The 22,562-nt window shown below is 66.9% G+C and carries 22 protein-coding genes; 14 read left to right on the top strand and 8 right to left on the bottom strand.

The window, feature by feature from the left end; translation table 11 throughout:
* Positions 1-48: 48 nt before the first annotated feature.
* From AC5Y5Z_RS08640 to AC5Y5Z_RS08660, 5 genes are all read right to left on the bottom strand, one after another.
* Positions 49-1,683, bottom strand: a complete 1,635-nt coding sequence (locus tag AC5Y5Z_RS08640) for a fatty acyl-AMP ligase (protein ID WP_499924657.1) — start codon at positions 1,681-1,683, stop codon at positions 49-51.
* Between the two features lie 249 nt (positions 1,684-1,932).
* Entirely contained in the window at positions 1,933-2,886 is a 954-nt protein-coding gene (locus tag AC5Y5Z_RS08645) for a 4-(cytidine 5'-diphospho)-2-C-methyl-D-erythritol kinase (RefSeq protein WP_499924659.1), read from the bottom strand.
* Between the two features lie 37 nt (positions 2,887-2,923).
* On the bottom strand, positions 2,924-3,859 hold the full coding sequence (gene rsmA / locus AC5Y5Z_RS08650; RefSeq protein WP_463827461.1) for a 16S rRNA (adenine(1518)-N(6)/adenine(1519)-N(6))-dimethyltransferase RsmA: 936 nt from the start codon (positions 3,857-3,859) through the stop codon (positions 2,924-2,926).
* Positions 3,832-4,959, bottom strand: coding sequence for a resuscitation-promoting factor (locus tag AC5Y5Z_RS08655; RefSeq protein ID WP_463827460.1), 1,128 nt, complete (start codon positions 4,957-4,959; stop codon positions 3,832-3,834). The genes rsmA and AC5Y5Z_RS08655 overlap by 28 nt, the downstream gene beginning before the upstream one ends.
* A 180-nt stretch (positions 4,960-5,139) precedes the next feature.
* Complete coding sequence (locus AC5Y5Z_RS08660) at positions 5,140-5,982, bottom strand: TatD family hydrolase (protein WP_499924662.1); 843 nt, start codon at positions 5,980-5,982, stop codon at positions 5,140-5,142.
* A 59-nt stretch (positions 5,983-6,041) separates the two neighbouring features.
* On the opposite strand from AC5Y5Z_RS08660, the gene metG reads away from it, so the two are divergent.
* The 3 genes from metG (at position 6,042) to AC5Y5Z_RS08675 (ending at position 8,659) form a co-directional block, all read left to right on the top strand.
* Positions 6,042-7,595 (top strand): methionine--tRNA ligase, encoded by a 1,554-nt coding sequence (gene metG, locus AC5Y5Z_RS08665; protein WP_499924663.1) that lies wholly within the window; start codon positions 6,042-6,044, stop codon positions 7,593-7,595.
* 71 nt (positions 7,596-7,666) lie between these two features.
* On the top strand, positions 7,667-8,032 hold the full coding sequence (locus tag AC5Y5Z_RS08670; RefSeq protein WP_463827457.1) for a PAS domain S-box protein: 366 nt from the start codon (positions 7,667-7,669) through the stop codon (positions 8,030-8,032).
* 66 nt (positions 8,033-8,098) lie between these two features.
* Positions 8,099-8,659: an LbetaH domain-containing protein gene (locus tag AC5Y5Z_RS08675; RefSeq protein WP_499924664.1), complete on the top strand. Its 561-nt coding sequence runs from the start codon at positions 8,099-8,101 to the stop codon at positions 8,657-8,659.
* Here AC5Y5Z_RS08675 and AC5Y5Z_RS08680 read toward each other — a convergent pair.
* From AC5Y5Z_RS08680 to AC5Y5Z_RS08690, 3 genes are all read right to left on the bottom strand, one after another.
* On the bottom strand, positions 8,656-9,351 hold the full coding sequence (locus AC5Y5Z_RS08680) for a TetR family transcriptional regulator (protein WP_463827455.1): 696 nt from the start codon (positions 9,349-9,351) through the stop codon (positions 8,656-8,658). The genes AC5Y5Z_RS08675 and AC5Y5Z_RS08680 overlap by 4 nt on opposite strands.
* 131 nt (positions 9,352-9,482) lie before the next feature.
* Positions 9,483-10,160: a TetR family transcriptional regulator gene (locus AC5Y5Z_RS08685; protein ID WP_499924666.1), complete on the bottom strand. Its 678-nt coding sequence runs from the start codon at positions 10,158-10,160 to the stop codon at positions 9,483-9,485.
* Positions 10,150-10,287 (bottom strand): hypothetical protein, encoded by a 138-nt coding sequence (locus AC5Y5Z_RS08690; RefSeq protein WP_499924668.1) that lies wholly within the window; start codon positions 10,285-10,287, stop codon positions 10,150-10,152. The genes AC5Y5Z_RS08685 and AC5Y5Z_RS08690 overlap by 11 nt, the downstream gene beginning before the upstream one ends.
* Positions 10,288-10,525: 238 nt before the next feature.
* Here AC5Y5Z_RS08690 and AC5Y5Z_RS08695 point away from each other — a divergent pair, with 238 nt between their 5' ends.
* From AC5Y5Z_RS08695 to AC5Y5Z_RS08745, 11 genes are all read left to right on the top strand, one after another.
* Entirely contained in the window at positions 10,526-10,825 is a 300-nt protein-coding gene (locus AC5Y5Z_RS08695; RefSeq protein ID WP_499924669.1) for a PE family protein, read from the top strand.
* Between the two features lie 19 nt (positions 10,826-10,844).
* Positions 10,845-12,023, top strand: coding sequence for a PPE family protein (locus AC5Y5Z_RS08700; RefSeq protein WP_463827451.1), 1,179 nt, complete (start codon positions 10,845-10,847; stop codon positions 12,021-12,023).
* Positions 12,024-12,177: 154 nt separating this feature from the next.
* Positions 12,178-12,975, top strand: a complete 798-nt coding sequence (locus tag AC5Y5Z_RS08705) for a glycosyltransferase family protein (RefSeq protein ID WP_499924671.1) — start codon at positions 12,178-12,180, stop codon at positions 12,973-12,975.
* Positions 12,972-13,637 (top strand): PIG-L deacetylase family protein, encoded by a 666-nt coding sequence (locus AC5Y5Z_RS08710; RefSeq protein ID WP_499924672.1) that lies wholly within the window; start codon positions 12,972-12,974, stop codon positions 13,635-13,637. The genes AC5Y5Z_RS08705 and AC5Y5Z_RS08710 overlap by 4 nt, the downstream gene beginning before the upstream one ends.
* 51 nt (positions 13,638-13,688) lie before the next feature.
* On the top strand, positions 13,689-14,252 hold the full coding sequence (gene rfbC, locus AC5Y5Z_RS08715; protein ID WP_499924674.1) for a dTDP-4-dehydrorhamnose 3,5-epimerase: 564 nt from the start codon (positions 13,689-13,691) through the stop codon (positions 14,250-14,252).
* A gap of 36 nt (positions 14,253-14,288) precedes the next feature.
* A complete protein-coding gene (locus tag AC5Y5Z_RS08720) occupies positions 14,289-15,134 on the top strand; it encodes a WecB/TagA/CpsF family glycosyltransferase (protein WP_499924675.1) in 846 nt (281 codons plus the stop codon).
* 17 nt (positions 15,135-15,151) lie between these two features.
* Positions 15,152-16,651, top strand: coding sequence for a sugar transferase (locus tag AC5Y5Z_RS08725; RefSeq protein ID WP_463827446.1), 1,500 nt, complete (start codon positions 15,152-15,154; stop codon positions 16,649-16,651).
* The gene (locus tag AC5Y5Z_RS08730) at positions 16,652-18,160 is read left to right on the top strand and encodes a flippase (protein ID WP_499924676.1); all 1,509 of its coding nucleotides are present in this window, start codon (positions 16,652-16,654) and stop codon (positions 18,158-18,160) included.
* On the top strand, positions 18,157-20,217 hold the full coding sequence (locus tag AC5Y5Z_RS08735) for a glycosyltransferase (RefSeq protein WP_499924677.1): 2,061 nt from the start codon (positions 18,157-18,159) through the stop codon (positions 20,215-20,217). Before AC5Y5Z_RS08730 ends, AC5Y5Z_RS08735 begins: the two co-directional genes overlap by 4 nt.
* Positions 20,214-21,464: a methyltransferase domain-containing protein gene (locus tag AC5Y5Z_RS08740; RefSeq protein ID WP_463827443.1), complete on the top strand. Its 1,251-nt coding sequence runs from the start codon at positions 20,214-20,216 to the stop codon at positions 21,462-21,464. The genes AC5Y5Z_RS08735 and AC5Y5Z_RS08740 overlap by 4 nt, the downstream gene beginning before the upstream one ends.
* Positions 21,461-22,549 (top strand): transferase, encoded by a 1,089-nt coding sequence (locus tag AC5Y5Z_RS08745; protein WP_499924679.1) that lies wholly within the window; start codon positions 21,461-21,463, stop codon positions 22,547-22,549. The genes AC5Y5Z_RS08740 and AC5Y5Z_RS08745 overlap by 4 nt, the downstream gene beginning before the upstream one ends.
* Positions 22,550-22,562: the final 13 nt, after the last annotated feature.

The raw sequence follows: 22,562 nt of genomic DNA on the forward strand, positions 1-22,562 counted from the left end.
GAGCGCCGCCGGCTCACACTCAAAGCCACCGGCTCACACCCGCCCGCGCTACGTGACCAGCGTGACCGAGTTGGCGCGGCGCAGCTTGCCCGACGGCGTCTTCGGGATGGTCCCGGGCCCCAGCACCACCACGTTGCGCGGACGCACGTCGACCTCCTTGACGACCTCGTGTGCCACGTCGTGCTCGATGCGACGCACCTCGGCCGGGTTCTCGAAAGCGTTCGACTCGACGGCCACGGCGAAGGACTCCCGCGAATGCCCGGCGTCGAGGCGGACCGCCACCGCGCAGCCGGGACGGACCCCGTCGACCCGGCCCGCCGCCCGCTCGATGTCGGTCGGGTAGATATTGCGCCCAGCCATGATGATCACGTCCTTGACGCGGCCGCACACCACCACGTGGCCTTCGTCGGTGAGGTAGCCGAGGTCACCGGTGTCGTACCAGCCGTGCTCGTCCTGCGCCGGGATGAACCCGCCCATGGTGATGTAGCCGGGGGTGAGGCACTCGCCGCGCAACTCGATGACACCGACGCCGCGCGACGGCATCACCGTGCCGTCCTCGTCGACGATGCGGGCTTCCAGATCCTGCAGCAGCGGCCCCAGCGTGGCCAGCCGGCGGGTATTGCCGTGGGTCGCGGGGACGGCCCGGCGCAGCGCGGCCAGCAGGTCGGCGTCGACCTCGTCGACCACCAGGCCGGAGTTGCACTTCGAGAACGACACGGCCAGCGTCGTCTCGGCCATGCCGTAGGCCGGCAGGATCGCCGACGACCGCAGCCCGAACGGCTTGCCGGCGTCCAGCAGGTCCTCGACGTCGGCGGGTTCGACCGGCTCGGCGCCGGACAGCGCGAAACGCAGCGTGGACAGGTCGAACTGCCCCGGCTTGGCCTGCCGTCGCAGCCGCTTGGCCAGCAGCGCGTAGGCGAAGTTCGGCGCCGCCGTCATGGTGCCCCGGTACTTGTCGATCAACTTCGCCCACAGCAACGTGTCCCGCAGGAAGTCCATCGGAGTGACCTTGACCAGCTCCGCCCCGAAGAACATCGGGATGGTGAGGAAGCCGACCATGCCCATGTCGTGGAAGCAGGGCAGCCAACTGACCATCACGTCTTTGTCGACGTCGTATTCGGCGCCGACGAACATCGCCTCGGCGTTGGAGTAGATGTTGCGGTGGGTGATCTGGACCGCCTTCGGCGAACCCGTCGAACCCGAGGTCAGCTGCATCAGCGCCAGGTCATCCTCGCCGACGTCGATCGGGTCGATGGGGTCCGACGCGAGCAGATCGGTGACCGTCAGGACCTTGATGCCCTTGTCTTCGAGCACCGGAATCGCCACCGTGAACGGCTCGGAGACGATCACGGCCTTGGCCTCGATCATCCCGATCACCGTCATGGTGTCCTCAGCCCACACCGCCAGGTCTGTCCGCGGCGTCGGCTGGTGCAGCATGGTCAGGCTGGCGCCGCGCATCCACAGGCCCTGCGCGGTCGGCGCGATCTCCACCGGGAAACCCGCGAGGACGCCGACAGCGTCGCCGAGACCTACGCCCGCGGCGGCCAGCCCGCCGGCAATGCAGCGGGCCCGCTCGTGCACCTCGCCCCAGGTGTGCCGGACGGGTTCGTGGGGTTCACCGGTGACCATGCCCGTCGTCGCGGTGCGGGCACTGCGGTACATCTTCTCGGTAAACCTGCTCACGCAAACCTCCTCGGTTCCAGCGCATCCCCAAGGTCCGGGTTTTCATGTTGCACCCGCCAGATCTCGCTTGAGGGCAGGCGCGCACACATTTTGGGGAGCGGTTAGGTCTCGATTTGGTGATGAACGCGGTCCTGCGCTGGGTTTGCTTTTGCCAACCGTGACTCGTCACCGCGGCTTATCTTAAGCAACTCTTAAGTAACTGCCAAACGGTGACGGGATTTGAGTGCGATCTCACATCGACGACGGCCGTCAGGCACCGTCGGCGGGGGTCGGCACCACCCGGGCACCCGGCACCGGACCGGTGGCGACCCGGACCGTGCGGCACACCCCTGCCCCGGTCAGCTGCGTGGCGACATCGACCGCCGCCTCCGCGGAGGCGCACAGAAAGGCGCAGGTCGGACCCGAACCGGACACCAGGCCCGCCAGCGCGCCCGCATCCACTCCCGCCCGCAGCGCCCGGCGCAACGCTGGGTCCAGACTGACCGCCGCGGCCTGCATCTCGTTGCCCAACAGCGGCGCGAGCTGGTGCGGGTCCCCGGCCGCCAGGGCCGCCAGCACGGGGCCCGCCTCGTCCAGCCGGGGCGGGTCGCCCACCTCTCGAAGCCGGTCCAACTCCCCGTATACCGTCGCGGTCAGCAACTCGCTGTCGGCGAACGCCAGCACCCAGTGGAACGTGTTGCGCGACAACACCGTAGCGAGCTCCTCGCCGCGCCCCGTGCCCAGCGCGGTGCCGCCGTGCAGCGCGAACGGCACGTCGCTGCCCAGCCGGCTGGCGAGCAGGCGCAGATCACGGCGCGGCAGGTTCAGTTCCCACAGCGAATTCATCGCCACCAGCACCGCGGCCGCATCGGCACTGCCGCCGGCCATGCCACCGGCCACCGGGATGGATTTGTCGATCAGGACGGAGACGTCCGGCGCCCGGCCCACGTGCTCGGCCAGCAGCTCGGCGGCCTGCCAGGCCAGGTTGCGCTCGTCGGTGGGCAGCTTGTCGGCGCCTTCGCCGACCAACTCCAGCGACAGCACGTCGGCGTTGCGCACCGTGACCTCGTCGAACAGCGAGACAGCGTGGAACACCGTCGTCAGCTCGTGATAGCCGTCATCCCGGCGGTCACCGACGGCCAGATAGAGGTTGACTTTGCCCGGCACCCGCACGGTGACCGACCCGGTGGGCACCCACAACTCGGCGGTGTTGCTCTCAGACATCCGCGACCACCGCAGCAGACTATCGCGGCGCGTCCCGTCAGCCGGCCGAGACCTGTGCGGGATCCTCCCCGCCCCCGGGGTGGTCTGACGCCGACTCGGAACGCTGCAGCAACCGCACGAAATCCTCGATCGACAGCGTCTCACCGCGCCGGGCGGGGTCGATGCTGGCGGCAAGCAGCCGACTCGCGGACTCGTTGCCGGAACCGGCCCACTGCACGAAGGCGTTGCGCGACGTCTTACGCCGCTGGCCGAAGGCGATGTCGACCAGCTCGAAGACGCGCCGGCGGAACGCTTCGTCGGTGGGCCACGGCGACGTCTCGTGGCGGTCGATGCGCACCAGCCCCGAATACACCCGCGGGATGGGCCAGAACACCGTCGGCGGCACCGTGCCGCAGCGGCGTACCCGGCCGTAGAAACCCATCTTGACGCTGGGCACCCCGTATTCCTTGCCACCGGGATCGGCAGCCAGCCGTTCGGCCACCTCGGCCTGCACCATGACCGTCACGACACGGATGGAGGGAAATTCCGCGAGCAGATGCAGCAGCGCCGGCACCGCCACGTTGTAGGGCAGGTTGGCCACCACCGCGGTGGGTTGCACGTCGAGTTCTTCGCGACGCAGCGACAGCACGTCGCGGTTGATCACCGAAAATCGCTGCATCTCACTGTGGGAATGTTCGGCGATGGTCTGCGGCAGCCGGGCCGCCAGCACCGGATCGATCTCGACGGCGGTGACGGTCGCGCCGCGGTCCAGCAGCGCCAGCGTCAGCGACCCCAGCCCCGGCCCGACTTCGAGGACCACATCGGACTTGCCGACGCCGGAGGCCGTCACCACGCGGCGCACCGTGTTGGCGTCGTGAACGAAGTTTTGTCCGAGCGATTTCCGTGGCCGCAGATCAAGCTCTTTGGCCAGCCGCCTGATTTCGGTGCGTCCGAGCAGCCGGATCGTCAGCGCGCACCCACCCGGCCACTGCACACGGGCCAGGCACCCCAACCTTGACGCTGCCGGGTCACCTCGGCGACGGCGATTTGTTCCTCCCGGGTGGCCAGGTCGGCCCGGGGCGCGTAGCGCAGCCCGCCGTTGGCCTCCCAGGTGCCCTGGTCGAACTGCACGCCGCCGTAGAAGCCGTTGCCGGTGTTGATCGCCCAGTTCCCGCCGGCCTCGCAGCCCGCCAGCGAGTCCCAGACGCCACCGTCGCTGACCGGGGGAACCTCGGTGCCGGGTTTGGTGCCGACCCGGACCACGGCTTCGCGGGCCGGGGCCAGCACCGTGTTGGCGATCGGCAGGCGACCGGTTTCGACACCGTTGACCTCAGCCACCGCGAAGGTCACCTCCTGGGTGCCGGGGCTGCCCGGGTCCTCGACGACCTGGCGGCTCATGTTCAGCTCCGGGTCCTCGATGCGCCGCGCCGGGGGCGGCAGCGGCATCTGCTCGGTGACCCGCTGGATGCGGTTGCGGGTGACCTGGATCTGCATGCCGTCGACGACGGGCGCGTTGGCGGCGGGTACTACCTGGTCGCTGTCCTGCAGGGGGGCGCCGGCCGCGGCGAGCAACCCGGCGACGTTGGGCGCGGGCAGGTGCACTGTGCGCTGCACGCCGCCGTCGTCGATCTGGACCGTCTTGGCGCTGACCACCGGCAGAGCCATGCCGTTCAACGGGACGCGGCTGGCCCGGGATGCGGCGGCGGGGGCGGTGTCGGTCATCGCCAACTGCGCCAGCGCCTCGTCCACGGTGGACGCGGTGGTCCACACCTGCCGGGAGTTCTGGCCGTCCAGAGTGATCTGCAGCGGGCGGCTGCGGCGCAGCACGATGGTGGCGGCGTCGCCGACGGAGACGTCCCCGGCGGGGTAGAGGTCGTCCCGCGCGTCCACGTCGAAACCGTTCTCCGCCATGATGTCGCTGACCCGCGACTTCATCGTGTTGACCTGGATGGACGTGCCGTCCACGGTCAAGGTCACCGTCTTGGACGCGGACACGGCGAAGCCGCCGGCGAATGCCAGTACCACTAATAAAGCGCCAACCACCAGGCGCAACATCGGCGATTCAGTTTGATGAAGTTTAGTAAGCAGATTCAATGTCTAATCCCAGTTAGTCCCGACCTACAGCGACCGTTACGCAGCAACAACTCAGCATTGAGCTACCGACCATATTCAGCTGAAATGACAAAATGGGCCCAGAGGCCCACCCGTACGATCACAAGACGGTAACGAAACGTCGGGTGCTGAGCAACTCGAGCATGTTGAATTCAGGACCGTTCAGCGGCCGCACCCCTGCAGTCCGTAGGCCCTTACCGCATTGCTGGCAGTAATCTGCGCTAGCTCCTCGGCCGGCCGGTCGACCAGCTCAGCCAGCGCGCGAACGGTATACGGCAGGCAGTAAGGCTCATTTGCTGCACCGCGGTACGGGTGCGGCGTCAAAAATGGCGCGTCGGTCTCCACCAGAAGGTGCTCCACCGGTATCAGCAGGGCGGCCTCGCGCAACTCTCGAGCATTGCGAAAGCTCACCGTCCCGGACAGGCTCAGCAACCATCCGGCGGCTACGCACTCCCGGGCCATCGCGCTGTCCGAGGAGAAGCAGTGCATGATCACGGTGTCGGGAGCGCCTTCGGCGCGCAGCACGTCCAGCACGTCGCGGTCGGCCTGCCGATTGTGGATCATCAGCGGCTTGCCCAGCCGTTTGGCCAGATCGATGTGCCACGCGAAGGCCTCGCGCTGCACCTGCGGCTGCGCGCAACCGTCGAGCCGGCCGGGCCAGTACAGGTCCATTCCCGTTTCGCCGACGGCCACCACCCGCGGGTGGGCCGCGAGTTCCTCGATCTCGGCGCGGGCCGCCCCGGTGAGCGCATCGGCGCGGGTGGGGTGCAGGGCCACCGCACCGTAAACCCGGGAGTCCCACTCGGTCGCGTCGGTGACCCAGCGGGCCGAGTCCATGTCGTCGGCGATGGTGACCACCGCCACCACGCCGACGGCGGCCGCGCGGTCGAGGATCGCGCGCACGTCGGCCGCGTCGACCGCGCCGCAGGCATCGAGGTGGGTGTGCGCGTCGATCAACGGCGAGAGCGGTTCCGGCGGCGGCGGTGCTGCGCGGGTGGGGCTCACGTTGCACACCCTCTCACGTCGCGCCCACGCACCCGCCGCACCCAATAGGGTGAATCCCGATGAAGCCCTACTACGTCACCAACGCCATCACCTATCCCAATGCCGCGCCGCATCTGGGGCACGCCTATGAGTTCATCTCCAGCGACGTCATCGCACGCTTCAAGCGCCTCGACGGCTTCGACGTGCGGTACCTGACCGGCACCGACGAGCACGGACTCAAGATGGCCCAGGCCGCGGCGGCCGAAGGATTGCCCACCGCCGCGCTGGCGCGCCGCAACTCCGACGTCTACCAGCGGCTGCAGGAGAAGCTGAACATCTCGTTCGACCGGTTCATCCGCACCACCGACGCCGACCATCACGAGGCGTCCAAGCAGATCTGGCAGCGCATCGAGGCCGCAGGCGACATCTATCTGGACGCGTACTCAGGCTGGTACTCGGTGCGCGACGAGCGGTTCTTCGTCGAATCGGAGACCACGGTCGTCGACGGAACCCGGATCGCCGTGGAGACCGGCACCCCGGTCACCTGGACCGAGGAGCAGACGTATTTCTTCCGGCTGTCGGCGTACGCCGACAAGCTGCTGGCCCACTACGAGGCGAATCCCGATTTCATCGGACCCGACGTGCGCCGCAACGAGGTGGTCAGCTTCGTCTCCGGCGGGTTACGCGACCTGTCCATCTCGCGGACGTCGTTCGACTGGGGCGTGCAGGTGCCGGGACATCCCGACCACGTGATGTACGTCTGGATCGACGCATTGACGAATTACCTTACCGGCGTTGGCTTTCCGGATACCGAATCGGAGTCGTTCCGCCGGTACTGGCCGGCCGACCTGCACATCATCGGCAAGGACATCATCAGGTTTCACGCCGTCTACTGGCCCGCGTTCCTGATGTCGGCCGGAATCGCGCTGCCTCGAAGGGTTTTCGCGCACGGATTCCTGCTCAACAGTGGCGAGAAGATGAGCAAGTCGGTGGGCAACATCGTCGACCCGGTGGCTCTGGTCGACACATTCGGGGTGGACCAGATCCGCTACTTCCTGATGCGCGAGGTGCCGTTCGGTCAGGACGGCAGTTACAGCGACGAGGCCATCATCACGCGGATCAACACCGACCTGGCCAACGAGTTGGGAAACTTGGCGCAGCGGTCGTTGTCGATGGTGGCCAAGAACTTGAACGGGACGGTGCCCGATCCCGGTGAGTTCATCGACGCCGACACCGACCTGCTGACGACGGCCGACGGGTTGCTGGAGCGGGTGCGCGCACATTTCGACACTCAGTCGATGCACCTTGCGCTGGAAGCTATTTGGCTGATGCTCGGCGATGCCAACAAGTACTTCTCGGCGCAGCAGCCCTGGGTGTTGCGCAAGAGCGAAACCGATGCCGACCAGGACCGGTTCCGCACGACGCTCTACGTCACCTGCGAGGTGGTCCGCATCGCGGCGCTGCTGGTCGCTCCCGTGATGCCGGAGTCGGCCGCGAAGTTGCTCGACCTGCTGGGCCAGCCCGACGATCGGCGGTCGTTCAGCGCGATCGGTACACGACTGAGACCGGGCACCGAACTGCCGGCGCCGGCCGGGGTTTTCCCGCGGTATCAGGCTCCCACCGAAGTCGGGTGAAGTGAAGTTTCGCCGTAGGCCATAATCGGGCTGTGGAGCGCAGACGGACTCGGCAGGTCAGCCAATCGCCGATGACCACCCTCAAGCAGCTGCCTGCTCTGGTGGTGCTGGAACGGATCCCGGTTCCCGTCCTTGCTGTCGCCGACGACGGCAGCATCCTGTTCACCAATACGGCGTTTGCACAGATGGTGGGCTGCGAGCCCGAAGAGGTCCTGACGCTGAGGTTCCACGAGATCTTCCACCAGGCTCCCGAATCGGAGTCATCACTGCTCTCCTTCGTGCACGCCCTGGCGAACATGGTGGTGGAACTGGCACATAAGGACGGCTCGGTGGTGCGGGCCCTGATGAGCCGCTCGGCGGTGATGCGCGCCGACGACAAGTTCGCCCTTGCCGCTTTCCAGGACCTCACCGAGCAGTTGTGGGAAGAGGAACGCTGAGGCACCCGCCTCAGACTGCAAGTCACGCTCTACCCATTTTCTGATACTTGTAGTATGGTTTGGCGGGTGATCAGGACGCGCAGTGACCTTGACGCCTACCTGGCGGCGGATTTGCAGGCACAAGGCTTGGAGCGCTGGCGGCATCGCTACCGCATCACCCAACGCGCGCCGTACTTCCAGCGGATGCTGCGCAAAACCGAATACTGGACGAACACCGCCCGGACGCCGGCCGGTCACCTCCTCGCCGCCTACTTGCGGCTGCGATTGAAATTTCTGGGCGAGAAACTCGGCTTCGGCATCTCGCTGAATTCGTTCGGGCCGGGCCTATCGGTTGCCCATGTCGGCTGGGTGCACGTCCATCACCTCGCCAGAATCGGCGCGAACTGCCGGATTCATCAGGGAGTCACCATCGGTGAAGGGCGACCCGGCGAGTATCCGACCATTGGCGACGACGTGTTCATCTTTCCCGGCGCGGTAATCCTGGGTGTCGACGTCGGCAGCCGCGTCGGGATCTATGCGGGCGCGGTCGTCACCAAGCCGGTGCCCGACGACGTTGACGTCGCCGGCGTCCCGGCCCGCATCATCAGGGACCGCCGGCCCAGTAACGCCGCGAGCGCAGTCGGCTAGTTGCCGTCCGGCACGACGGCGATACTGGGACGGTTGTGGCGCATCGCCTCTCGGGCCAGGAACTGCTGGAAGTACGGCAGCGATGCGTCGGAGGCAACGCCGGGCAGCAGTAGCAGCCAGATCTGGCTCAGTTGCGAGGTGCGTTCGGTTCGCGGACCGTCTGTGCTGCGGCCGCGCGCCATCGCGATGGACAGCAGGCGCGTTCCGACCATCGCCCCGACGATCACCTCGCTGAGTGCGACCGGGTCGACGTCTTCGCGCAGATCACCTTCGGCGATTGCCCGACGCGCCTGCGCGGTCACCTCGGCAACCCAGGCCGAACAGGAGCGCGCCGCCGCGTCGTTGTATCCGCTCAGCGCGGCGACCAATTGGCCGGCCGCGCGGGCCGTCTTGTCCGCATTGAGCACCGCGGCGATGGCGAACGTGCCGTGGATCATGTTCTCCAGGGCCGGAGACGCCGATCCGCAGACGTTGCGAAACGCTGCGAGCAGAACCTCGGCACCCTCGTCGATGATGTCGGAGGCCAGGGCTTCCTTGGAATCGAAATGGTGGTAGAGCGCGCCCTTGGTCATGCCGGTTCGCTCGATGATCGTGCCCCAGCCGGCCGCGGCATACCCGACTTCGCTGAAAACGTCGATCGCGGAATCGAGGATCTTCCGGCGGGTCACCTCAGACCGAACCTGGCGCGCCATATCCCGCCCTCCGCAGCATGTTCTTCCGGTTAGGCTCCGGACCTGCACGTCTCGTTCTTCCTGGTCAGCGGGTAAGCCTAACAGCCGCCGGAGCGGCGTCTCTGACTATGCGTGGTTTCGTTCCGCGCCGTTCACCGCGCGGACGGGGACGCCCCGGCGGCAGAGATGGCCAGCGCGGTGCGCCGACGGACGAATTGGGTGAAGTAATCGAGCCGGTCGGGTTCCAGGATCCCCGCCAGCACCAGCATGCAGTTTCTTTCCAGATCGAGCAGGTAGCGCTGCGGATCGTCGAGGTCGCTGGTCTGTCGCAGCCCCATGTACATCGATACGATGAGCCGCCCCACGTCACGCGGTTCCCAGCGGGCAGCGACATCACCTTCGGCGATCGCCCTCTCGACGACCCCGGCCAGCATGTCCATCCAGCCGTTGAGCAGCTGCGCCTGCAGCCCCTCTGTCCGCCCGACCGTCTCGAGCAGGTGCGACGCGGCCCGGGCCACATCCGTTGTCATGTCCTGGACAGCGGCCAGGTAGCAGAAGTCGACCAGGGTCTCCAAGCCGGAAAGGTGCCTGGCCAGCAGATCGTCGACCGCCGTCCGCCCCGCCGAGGTGTGCTGGTTGATGATGGCAACCGCAAGCGCGTGCTTGGACCGGAAGTGGAAGTACATCGCGCCTTTGGTCAGTTCGGCTTCGGCGAGAATGTCGTCCAGGCCGACATCGTGGTAGGGACGTCGAGCGAACTGGTGTGCGGCGGCCCGCAGAATATGTTGCCGGGTGGTGTCGGCCCGTCCGTCGGCCTGTTCAGTCGTCATACGACCCGTTGGTCGGGTGACCCGCCGAGACCGCGGCGTCGCCCCTGGCACCGATGCGCGTCGCTTCCACCATCACGATGCCTTCCTTGAGCGGACCGCCGGGTTCGTAGGACGAAGGTACCGGCACTTATGCCTCACGTAGCAATTACACGCCACTGCGAGGTTAGCAGTCTGGTCCTGATCCGATGTGTTCTACGCCACACAAGACCGGAAAACCCCTCTACAAATACTTGAAGTCAATCTGAGGACTCGCGAGCGTACAAAAAGTATGTATAGTTCGGTTTGAACAGGATGCTGGTTTGGGCAACCGGGAGCCGGAAGCCGCGACGCGGTCGAGATCGAGTCCGATGGATGGGGAGGGGCGCATGTCGTTCGTTACCACGCACCCAGAAGTGTTAGCGGCCTCGGCCGGCACCCTGCAAGGTATCGGCGCCGCCGTCAGCACAGGCAGCGCTGCCGCAGCGATACCCACGACCAGCCTGGCCCCGGCGGCGGCCGACGAAGTATCCGCCCTGACCGCGATGCAGTTCGCCGCACACGGGCAGATGTACCAGGCCGTGAGCGCTCAGGCCGCCGCAATTCACCAGATGTTGGTGCAGACCATGCAGGTCAGCGCGGAATCCTATGGCGCCACAGAGGCCGCCAACGTAGCTGCGACCAGTTGACGCACGGGGGATAAGAGCAATGGACTATGGGGCACTGCCACCGGAGATCAACTCCGCGCGGATGTACCTCGGCGCAGGCGCGGCACCCTTGCTGACGGCTGCCGTGGCATGGGACGAGCTGGCGGCCGAACTGCAGACGGCGGCTTCGTCGTACTCGTCGGTGATCAGCGGCCTGACCAGTGGACCCTGGCTGGGTCCCGCGGCGATCGCCGCCGCGGCGGCGGCCACCCCGTACGCGGTCTGGGTCGGAACGACCGCAGCCCAGGCCGAGCAGGCAGCCAGCCAGGCCAGGGCCGCAGTCGGTGCCTATGAGGCCGCCTACGCCATGACGGTCCCCCCGGCGGTGGTCGCCGCCAACCGGACGCTGTTGGCGGCATTGGTCGCCACCAATTTCTTCGGTCAGAACTCGCCGGCCATTGCAGCCACCGAGGCGCACTACAGCGAGATGTGGGCGCAGGACGCCCTGGCCATGTACAGCTATGCGGCCAACTCGGCTGCGGCTACCACGCTCGCACCGTTCGAGGCGCCGCCGCAGGTCACCGATGCAGCTGGGCTGGCCAGCCAGGCCACCGCGGTGTCCGAGGCCACCGGCGAGGCCGCCGCCACCCAGACCACGCTGTCCTCGTTGGTGAACTCGCTGCCCACCGCGTTGCAGGGCCTGGCGGCCCCGACCTCGCTGGCCTCGGCGGAGTCCGCTGCCGCGGCGGCCGTCCTGCCGACCAGCAGCGCGATGTCCAGCGGCGACATGGCCAATTATCTGAACATCGCGGTCATGCCGCTATTCGCGCTGAGCAGCCTGTTGAGCATTGCCCAGACCATGCAGGGCATGGCCCAGACGGCCGGCGTGGTGGCCGGTGAAGTGGCCGCCGAGGCAGCAGAGGCCGCGGCGGGGGCGGCCGCCGCAGGTGCGGAGGCTGCCGGTGCGGGCGCATTGGGTGCGATGGGTCAGGCCGCGAGCCTCGGCTCCCTGTCGGTGCCGCCGACGTGGACCAGCGTGATTCCGACGGCGCACCTGACCGGCATCAGCTCGGCACTGCCTGGAGCCAACGGCGCCGCTCTGGGGGCGGTGCCGCCGAGTCTGCTGGGCGGCATGCCGCGCGGTGCAGCGGCCGCGGGCCCGGCTCCCGGCCCCCGGTACGGCCTGGTTCCCACCGTGATGGCGCAGCCGCCGTCAGCGGGCTACGGCGCCGTGCTGTGACCCGGAGCTGACGCGAGTCCCTGCACCGGATCAAGGACAATCCAGTCGATAACAAACTCAATGTTGATTTTTACGCTATAAACCATCTTAATAGTATGTATACTGAGTAGTAACTAGTGGCCGAGTTTGTCGGTCCGCCTGGAAGGGGCACGGAATGAAGGTCGTACTTTTTTGCGGCGGTTACGGCATGCGGATGCGCAGCGCCGACGGCGACCTGGTTCCCAAGCCCCTGCAAATGGTGGGCCCCCGCCCGTTGCTGTGGCACGTGATGCGTTACTACGCGCACTACGGGCACACCGAGTTCATCCTGTGCCTGGGCTACGGCCAGGCCATGGTCAAGGATTTCTTCGTCAACTACCGCGAGACCGAGTCCAACGACTTCGTCATGCGCGGCGGCAACGTCGAGCTGCTCGACACCGACATGTCGGACTGGACGATCACCTTCGTCGACACCGGCTTGGAGTCACCGATCGGCGAGCGGCTGCGGCGGGTCCGCAAGTACCTCGGCAACGACGAGTACTTCCTGGCCAACTACGCCGATGTGCTCACCGATGCCCCGCTGGACACCATGATCGACCGATTCCACGACGCGGGCGCCGCAGCGTCGATGCTGGTGGTCCCCCCGCAGTCATCGTTCCACTGCGTCGACGTCAGCACCGACGGCGACATCAAAGAGATCGCCCCCATCGCCAAGTTCCCCATCTGGGTCAACGGCGGTTACTTCGTGCTGCGCCAGGACGTCATCGACCTGATTCCGGAGAACGGCGACCTGGTCGGCGATGCGTGCATGACGCTGGCGGGCACCGGCCGGCTGCTGGGCTACCAGCACGACGGCTTCTGGAAGCCGGCCGACACGTTCAAGGAGCGCGCTGAACTCGACGCCGACTACAACAGGGGCATCCGTCCCTGGGCGGTCTGGGAAGCACCGGTCGCGGCGGGCCAATCGGCATGATGCCACTGTCGTTGGGCACCGGGATCGGTTCCGTTGCCGTAATCGGCGCGCACTGCGACGACATCGCGATCGGCGCGGGTGCCACCCTGATGCACCTCGAGCGCAACAACCCCGGCCTGGTCGTCCACGCTCTGGTGCTCACCGGCGCGGGCACCGATCGCGAGGTCGAGGAAAAGAGCGCTCTGGCAGCACTTCTGCCGCAGGCCGACGTGCGTCTGACCGTGACAGACCTACCCGACGGGCGATTGCCGGAACACTGGGGATCGGTCAAGAGGCACCTCGCCGACTTCCGCCGCAGCTGCGAGCCGGACCTCGTCCTCGGACCACAGCGCGGTGACTACCACCAGGATCATCGTCTGCTCGCCGAGCTGCTTCCCACCGAGTTCCGGGCGCACTTGGTGCTGGGCTACGAAATTTTGAAGTGGGAGTCGGATCTACCCAATCCCACGTTCTACGTGCCGATTCCAGACGAGCTGGCGCAGCAGAAGGCCCGGCTGTTGGCCGAGTCCTACCCGTCACAGCTGGGGCGGGACTGGTTCGACGACGAGACGTTCCTCGGCTTGATGCGGATCCGGGGCGTGCAGTGCCGCGCCCGGTACGCGGAGGCATTCGTAGTGGAAAAAGCCGTGCTGGATCCGACCGTCGGGACGCGGCGCAGCTAGCCAGTACCGCGAACCACCGCACCGAATCAGCAGAGGGGACAAGAGATCCGCATGAAATACACACCCACCAGCGTTGCGGGCGTGACGATCGTCGACATCGAACCACACCGCGACCACCGCGGGTTCTTTTCGCGGGTGTTCTGCGCCGAGGAATTCGCGCAGCACGGCCTTATCGCCGAGGTGTCCCAGACCAGCATCTGCTTCAACCAGACCCGGGGCACCGTGCGCGGTCTGCACCGCCAGCTGCCGCCGCACGCCGAGGCCAAACTGGTGCGCTGCATTCGCGGTGCCATCGCCGACGTCGCCGTGGACGTGCGGCCGACATCGCCGACCTACGGCAAGCATGTGATGGTGGAACTGAGCGCCGACAACCACCGCGCGCTGTTCCTGCCCCCGTACGTCGCCCACGGCTTCCAGACCCTGACCGACGACACCGAGATCATCTACCAGATCAGCGGTCCCTACGTGCCGGGCAGCGAAGAGAACTTCCGCTGGAACGAACCGACCTTCGGCATCCAGTGGCCGCTGCCGGTCACCGTCATCTCCGAAAAGGACGCCAGCTGGCCGCTATTGGAATCGATCGCACTGACCGAGCCACACAGCGAGGCGTCATGACCGACACACACGAAACACGTTCGGGCTAGGTCGAATATGACGCACGACACCCTCCCCCGGGCCGCCGTCCGCATGGTCGTCAGCGGCAGCATCGTCGAACGCTGCAAAACCGACGAAGTGTTGTCGATCATCGGGTCGCGCCTCGACTCGCCGTCCGGCCGCGGGCTGGCGGTAGGCTCGGTCAACCTCGATCACCTGCATCATTTCCGCACGGTGGCCGCCGCTCCCGCTGGACAACTGGAATGGCTGCTGCTCGCCGACGGTATGCCGATCGCGTGGCGGGGTCAGTTGCTGACCGCACAGCCGTGGCCCCGTGTGACCGGAGCAGACCTGCTGCCCGCCGTGCTGGCGCTGGCCGAAGCGGGCGGGCACCGCGTCGGCTTCTTCGGCGGCACCGCCCAGACGCATCAACGGCTGGCCACCCGGCTGCGGGAAAGCTATCCCGCACTGGTGATCTCGGGCATGTGGGCGCCGGGCGCCGACGACATCGAAAAACGTTCAACGTCCTTGTGTGCGGCGATCCGTGCCGCCCGCACCGACATCCTGATCGTGAGCCTGGGCAAGCCGCGCCAGGAACAGTGGGTCGACCAGCACGGACACGCCACGGGCGCAAAGGTTTTCCTGCCGTCGGGCGGTGCCATCGACTTTCTGGCCGGCACCACCAACCGGGCGCCGCAGTGGATGCAACGGTCCGGGCTGGAGTGGCTGCACCGGTTGACCCGCGAACCGCGGCGGCTGGCCCGCCGGTACCTGTTGCAGGGACCGATCGCGCTGCTGCGCGCCGCGCGCGCCCAGCTCATCTGTTACCCCGGCGTCCACTATGTCGCCACCCCAGCCCACGTCGAAACCTCCGGCACCGCAACCGAAGCGGTGCCCGCATGACCGAGGGAGCGGCCAGCATGACTGCCACACTGCCGGCGCACACCAGCCTGCCGTCCGTACTCACGTTGCCCCCGCGGCGTGTGAGTGCCATCCCGCGCTGGCAGCAGCGATACTCGGCGCGGTTGCGCGTCACCGACTCGCTGATCGTGTGCGCGGCAATCATGCTCGCGCAGTTCCTCCGGTTCGGTGACGACCCGCACATGTCGGGTTACCCGGGTCCGGTGATGACGCTGTTCTCCTGCGTCTTCGCGGCACTGTGGCTTACCTCGATCGCCGTGTTCCACACGCGCTCCCCGCGGATCATCGGCGCCGGAATCGACGAGTATCGACGCATCGTCAGCGCGTCGTTCTCGGTGTTCGGCATCATCGCGATCATCACGCTGCTGGCCAAGATCGACCTGGCCCGCGGGTATCTGGCGGTCGCGCTTCCGGTCGGCACGCTGGGCCTGGTGGCCAGCCGCAACCTGTGGCGAAAGTACGTGTGGCGCATGCGGATCAAGGGTCAGTACCAGACCATGGTGCTGGCGATCGGTGACCGGTCCGGTGTGGCGCACCTGGCCCGGGAGCTGATTCGCAACCCGCGAGACGGCTACGTCGTTGTCGGGGTGTGCATCCCGGGTTACGGCCCGCAACGCGGCGAGATGCTCACCGTGGGCGGCCGGGAAATCCCGATCCTGGGTGACGAGTCCGCCGCGGTCACCGCCATCGGACACTGCGGCGCCGACACCGTCGCTGTGACCCGCACCGAACATTTCGGCGTCCACGGCATCCGCGACCTGATGTGGCGGCTGGAGACGATGGACGTCGACCTGGTGGTATCGCCCGGAGTGATGGATGTCGCCGGCGCGCGGCTGACGATGCGGCCCATCGCGGGATTCCCCTTATTGCACGTGGAGAAGCCGCAATACGAAGGGACACAACGCCTGCAGAAGCGCGCGTTCGACTTCTGCTTCGCTCTGGCCGCCCTGCTGGGGACCGCACCGGTGCTGCTGGCAGCCGCGGTGGCAATCAAATTGACCAGCAAGGGACCTGTCTTCTACCGCGCCGAACGGATCGGTCTGGACGGCCGCCCCTTCACGATGTTGAAGTTGCGCACCATGGTCGACGGCGCGGACAGGCAGATCGATCAGCTGCTCCCACTGAACCAGGGTGCCGGCGGCATGCTGTTCAAGATCCATCAGGACCCGCGAGTCACGCCCGTCGGAAAGATATTGCGCCGCTTCAGCATCGACGAGCTCCCGCAGTTCATCAATGTGCTCAAGCAGGACATGAGTGTGGTCGGCCCGCGCCCGCCGCTGCGCCGCGAAGTGGAGAACTACGCCGGGGAGGTCAAGCGGCGACTGCTCGTCAAGCCGGGGGTGACCGGCCTGTGGCAGGTGAGTGGCCGTTCCGATCTGTCCTGGGAGGACTCGGTGCGACTCGACCTGTCCTATGTCGACAACTGGTCGATGGCCGGCGATGTCGTGATCATCGCCCGAACTCTGCGCGCCGTCCTGGCCAGCGACGGAGCCTACTAGATGAAGGGCGACACCGTGATCGAGCCGACGGCTCGTGAAATTCACGACGCGGCACCGGAGTCCGGGCCACCGGCAGCGGCCGATGTGCCACAGTCCCGGATCGCGCACGCGATCTCGATTCAGCTGATCTGCCGGGTGCTCGGGATGCTGGCGTCGGTGGTGTCGGTTTCGATGACCGCCCGCTACCTGGGTCCCGGCGGATACGGCCAGCTGATGGTTGCGGTCGCTTTCATCGGAATGTGGACCAGCATGACCGATCTCGGTATCACCACCGTGATCGTGCGGCGCGTCACCTCCGGCCGAGGTGAGCTGGAACGACTTGTTCGCGTCAATAGTGGCCTGTCCCTGGTCTATTGCGCGCCGTTGGCGATGCTGGCCGCGGTCACCGGATGGCTGCTCTATCGCGACGCCGACGTGCGGGTGATGCTGGTGGTGCTGTCCGGACAGCTGTTGATGTTGACGGTACGGACGCGGTTCGATCCGGTATTCCTTTCCACGGTGCGCTTTTCCGCGGTCGCCGCCTCCGATGTGGTGGGTCGGCTGGCCACGCTGGCCATGGTCAGCTCGTTGGTGGCCACGCACGCCGATGTGGTCTGGTTCGCGGTCGCACAGCTCATTCCGCCAGTTGTCCAGCTGGTGATCCAGGGTACGGCGGCAGCCCGGCACGTCGCGCTGCGCCCGATCTTCTCCGTTCGCGAGTCGGTCGACCTGTTACGGGAAAGCCTGCCGTTGATGGGCGTTGCGGTGATCGGCATCCTGTACTGGCGCGCCGACGGGGTGATCCTGTCGTTGCTGAGCAGCCATGCCGAGGTCGGCGTGTACGGCCTGGCCTACATGATCGCGTTCAATACCGAAGCGTTGTCGATCTTCTTCCAGAAATCGACGCTGTCGACGGCGACCACGCTGTACTCCCGCGATGTCAGCGCCTACGTCGACTTCCTGCGCCGCAGCGTCGAACTGATGAGCTTCGTCGCCCTGCCGGTCGCCGTGGTCGGCAGCCTGCTGGCCGCACCCCTGATCGAATTGTTCGGTGACCGGGAATTCGTCAGCCGCGGGGCGCCGACGCTGGCACTGCTGCTCATCGCCGCCGCATTGCGGTTCGTCACCGGAACCCTGGGCCAGGGCCTGTTCGCGTGCCACGAGCAACGATTCTTCTTCCGGGTGTTCGTGGCAACGCTTTTCGTCAACGTTGCGCTCAACCTCGGTCTCGACAGTCGCTTCGGTGCCGTCGGTGCCGGCATCGGTCTGGTCTGCACCGAGCTGTTCGGGTTGGTGTTGGCCAGCTGGCGGTTGCGTCGCCACTGTGGCTACCACACGCCGTTCAACTTCCTGCTGCGGCTGCTGGTCCCGACCGCGGCCAGTGCCGTTGTGGTGCTGCTGCTTTCGGGCCTGCACGTGGTACTCGTGCTGGGCGCCGCCGCGGCAACCTACCTCGCTGTCAACCTGGCGATCGGCCCCGTCAAATTGTCGATGTTGACCGCACTCTTCCGGAAACAGGTGACCGCATGACAACCCAGCTGGACCGCGCGTATCTCAAACCCCCCACCCAGAGCGACACCGTCCTGCAGGCCGATCGGCCGCTCTCGGCGTTGATCGTCACCTACAAGAGTCATGACCTCGTGGAGCAGTGCCTGGCCGGACTGGCCGAGCATGCCCCGGAGCTGCCGGTGTACGTCTACGAGAACAGCGGCGACGAGTACCCGGGCCGCGAGGAACTGGCCGCCCGCCACCCGGATGTGCACTGGGTGTTGGGCGCGGTGAACCTCGGTTTCGGCGCTGCCTTCAACGCCCTGGTCGAGCACACACCGGCAGACACCGATCTGCTGTTGCTGAACGCCGACACCCGGCTGACCGGGCCGCTGACGCGCACCAGGGAATTGCTCCGCCGGCCCGGGGTGGCAGCGGTCTCACCACTGATCGAGGACCCTGCCGCGGCCGGCCCACAGCGTTGGGACATCGCGACCCGTCGCCGCACCCTGACCCGCGCCCTGGTGGCCGCTGCCGGCTACTCCGACCGGTTGCGGGGCACCCCGCTCTCACACCTGTACACCGAGCAGCCCGCGGAGTCGCACAGCATCGAAGGCTATGTGGCCGGCATCTGCCTGGCGATCAATCGGGCCGCCTGGAATCAGATCGGCGGCTTCGACGAGGAGTTCTTCCTCTACGGCGAGGAGACCGACTGGCAGGAACGGGCCAGTGCCGCGGGCTGGCGCGTTCTGCTCGCCGACGAACTCGACGTCGAACACGGCAACCCGGCGGCCGCCGACGGCGCCCGCGACTCCGCGTCGGCGCACGGTGCACAGGTGTCCACCGTCGAGCGCTTCCGCAACCGGGATTTGTTGCGCGCCAACATCGCCCTGCTGCTGGAACGGCGCGACAGCGTCCACCACGCCGACGTCTACCTGGCCGCCACATCGGTGTTGGACCGGGTACAGCGCTCCAAACGCGAGATACGCAACCGCACCCTGGCCACCACCGCAGCCAGGAACACCGGCAAGCCGTCCATCGTGATCACCACCAACCGTCTGGTGTACGGCGGCGCGGAGCGCCAAAAAGCGTTATTGGCGGCAGAATTGGACCGCCGTGGCTATTCCGTCACGATCGTGTGCATGCAACGGTTCGGCCCGCTGATCAAGGAGATCCCGCACAGCGTGCGGGTAGTGCGTCAGCCATGGTGGGCGCCGATGGTCGACCTGCCCGCTGGTCCGGCGGTCCTGATCAGCGGCGACACCAACACCGAGACCGGGTTTGCCACGCTCTGGCGGGCCGCTTCCCGCGAACGGCGCTGGCTGGTCGCCCCGCACGTACCGCCGGAGACCGACCGGCCCATCTACTCCCGGCCGTTGACCGCCGCGATGAGCCGCGCCGACGGTTTCATCGCGTTGGCACAACGGCATTGGGACATGCTCACTCCCCACCACAAGCTGAGCGCACAGCCGTTCATCGCCCCCAACGGCGTCGACGCACCGGGGCAGCCCACCCGTCGGGTCCGCGCCGCGGGCGAACCGCCCCATCTGGTGATGTTGTCGCGCATCGTGGAACACAAGAATCCGCACGTGCTCATCGAGGCACTGAGTGGGCTGACCGAACTTCCCTGGAAACTCTCGATTTTCGGGGACGGGCCAGACCGGGAGAGGTTGGAGTCCCGCACCCCGGCTGCCCTACGCGATCGGGTGCAGTGGTGCGGCTGGTCACGCGGACCCGGGCCGGCACTGGCTGACGCCGACCTGCTGTGCGTGCCGAGTCGCTCCGAAGCCTTTCCCCTGGTGATACTGGAAGCAATGTCGCGCGGGGTGCCGGTGGCCGCCTCCGGCATCTGCGCGGTTCCCGAGATGCTGGATTTCGGCCGGGCCGGATTCGTCGTCGAGCCGGTCACGGTATCGGCATGGCGCGACCAGCTGGCCCAGATCCTCACCGATCCCGGCACACTGCCGGAGGTCGGGCAGCGCGGCTGGGAGCGCCTGCGCACGCACTACACGGTGCAGGCCATGACCGATGCCTACCTCGACGCGATCGGTGCCGTAACCTCCAACAGCACGAAAACCACAGAAACGAGTGTCAGATGAAGTGCCGCCTGTGCGACTCAGACCGCATGCTCAGCATCCTGGACCTGGGCGCGACTCCGCCGTGCGAAAAGATCCTTGCCGCAGACGAACTCGATCTGCCCGAGGCCACCTATCCGCTGCACCTGCGGCTGTGCGAAGACTGCCTGCTGCTGCAGATCCCGGCGCTGATCACCCCTGAGGAAACTTTCACCGAGTACGCCTACTACTCCTCCTATTCCGACAGCTGGGTCCAGCACGCGGAAACATTCGTGGCGGATGCGGCCACGCGTCTCGGCCTGGGTCCCGACTCGTTCATGGTCGAGGTCGCCAGCAACGACGGCTATCTACTGCAGCACGCGGTGGCCCGCGGCATCCCGTGCCTGGGTATCGAACCGTCGATCAACGTCGGCGCCGCGGCCACCGAGCGTGGCGTGCCCACAGTCTCGGCGTTCCTCGATCAGGAACTGGCGTGCAAGGTGCGTGCCGAACACGGCCCGGCGAACCTGGTGGTCGCCAACAACGTTTATGCCCACATTCCCGATCTGCGTGGCTTCACCCAGTCCCTGCGCGGACTGCTGGCCGACGACGGCTGGCTGAGCATCGAGGTGCACCATGCGCTGAACCTGGTGTGCCTGGGCCAGTTCGACACGATCTACCACGAGCATTTCCAGTACTACACCGTCTTCTCGGCGCAGAACGCGCTTGCCAGTGCGGGTTTGGCGGTCGTCGACGTCGAACTGCTCCCCACGCACGGTGGTTCCATCCGCGTCTGGGCCCGGCCGATCCAGGTGGCCGGCCGCCCGACCGACCGGGTCAACAAGATCCTGCGCATCGAGGAAGCAGCCGGGTTGCACCATCCGGAGGGGTACCTGCAACTGCGCCGGCGCACCGAGCAGATCCGCCAGGACCTGTTGCGTTTCCTGCTTCAGTGCCGCGCGGAGGGCAAGCGGGTGGTCGGCTACGGCGCGCCCGGTAAGGGCAACACGCTGCTCAACTACTGCGGTATCCGCACCGATCTGCTCGAGTACACGGTGGACCGGAACCCTTACAAGCACGGTCATTTCACGCCGGGTACCCGGATACCGATTCACGATCCCGAGCTCATCGCCAAAGACCGCCCGGACGTGGTGCTGGTGCTGCCCTGGAACCTGGAGACCGAGATCACCGAACAGCTCAGTTACGTCAGCGAGTGGGGCGGCCAGATCGTCTACCCACTCCCCACCCTGCACATGGCGACCGATGTGACGCGTAGTGCCGCGCTGCGGTGAGCGGCTGCCGCGGGTGCGGTGAGGATGACCTGACCCGGGTGCTGGACCTGGGGAATGTGCCTGCCGCCGACCACTTTCCACTCGCCGGTGAGCCGGTGAGCCCGCAGGAGACAGCGCATGCGCTGGCGATGGACCTGTGCGGCTGCTGCGGCCTGGCGCAACTCGCCGATGACGACACCGTGACGGAGGAACCCCGCGGCATCGAACCGCAGGCGCTGCGTGACCAGGCTGCCGACGCGGTGCAGCGGGTCGCGGCGGCCGGCTGGCTGCGCGGCAGCACAGTTCGTGAGTTCGGCAGCCCGCACGGCGGCACCTGGTTGCCGTTGCTCGCCGAGCGCGGTTACGCCGAGGCCGAAGTCGCAGATCTGGTGCTCGACTCCTTCGGCGTGATGCACGAAGCCGATCAGCGGGCCGGATTCCAGCTGCGGGCCAAGGTCACCGCACCCGGCGGGGTGTTATTGGTGCAATTCCCGTCACTGATGGCAATGGTCCAACAGGGTCAGTGGAATTCGTTGCGCCACGGGCATTTCGGTTATTACTCGCTCACGGCGGTGACGAACCTGCTGCGCGCCGTCGACATGAGCGTGGCTACCGCGTGGGAATTCGACCTCTACGGGGGAACTTTCCTGGTGGCCGCGGTGCACGGGCACGTCGAGCGCGACGCGCGCGCCAACGACATCCTCGCGCGCGAACAGGCATTCGGAGTGACCAAGCCGGCGGTGCTGCAGGGCCTGCAGCAGGCGGTCGACAGCCACGCCGCCCAGCTGCGCGCATGGCTGGAGGCCCAGGCCGAGCAGCGGCACACCGTGTACGGCTATGCCGCCGGGTCGCGGGTGCCGGCATTGTTCAGCATCGCGCAAGTGAACCGGAACCTGATCGGTGGCATTGCCGATGGATCGCCGGCCAAACAGGGACGCCGGTTGCCGGGCACCGATGTGGAGATCATCTCCCCCGAGCAACTGCTGGCCGCCGACCCCGACCGAATCCTGTTGACCCTTCCCGATCTCTATGACGAGCTGCAGCGAACGTACCCGCAGTTCGACGGGCGCTGGTGGGTGGACAACGGACCGCAGCGGGACCGGTGACAACGTGAAATCC

Source organism: Mycobacterium sp. NGS29 (assembly GCF_059812965.1).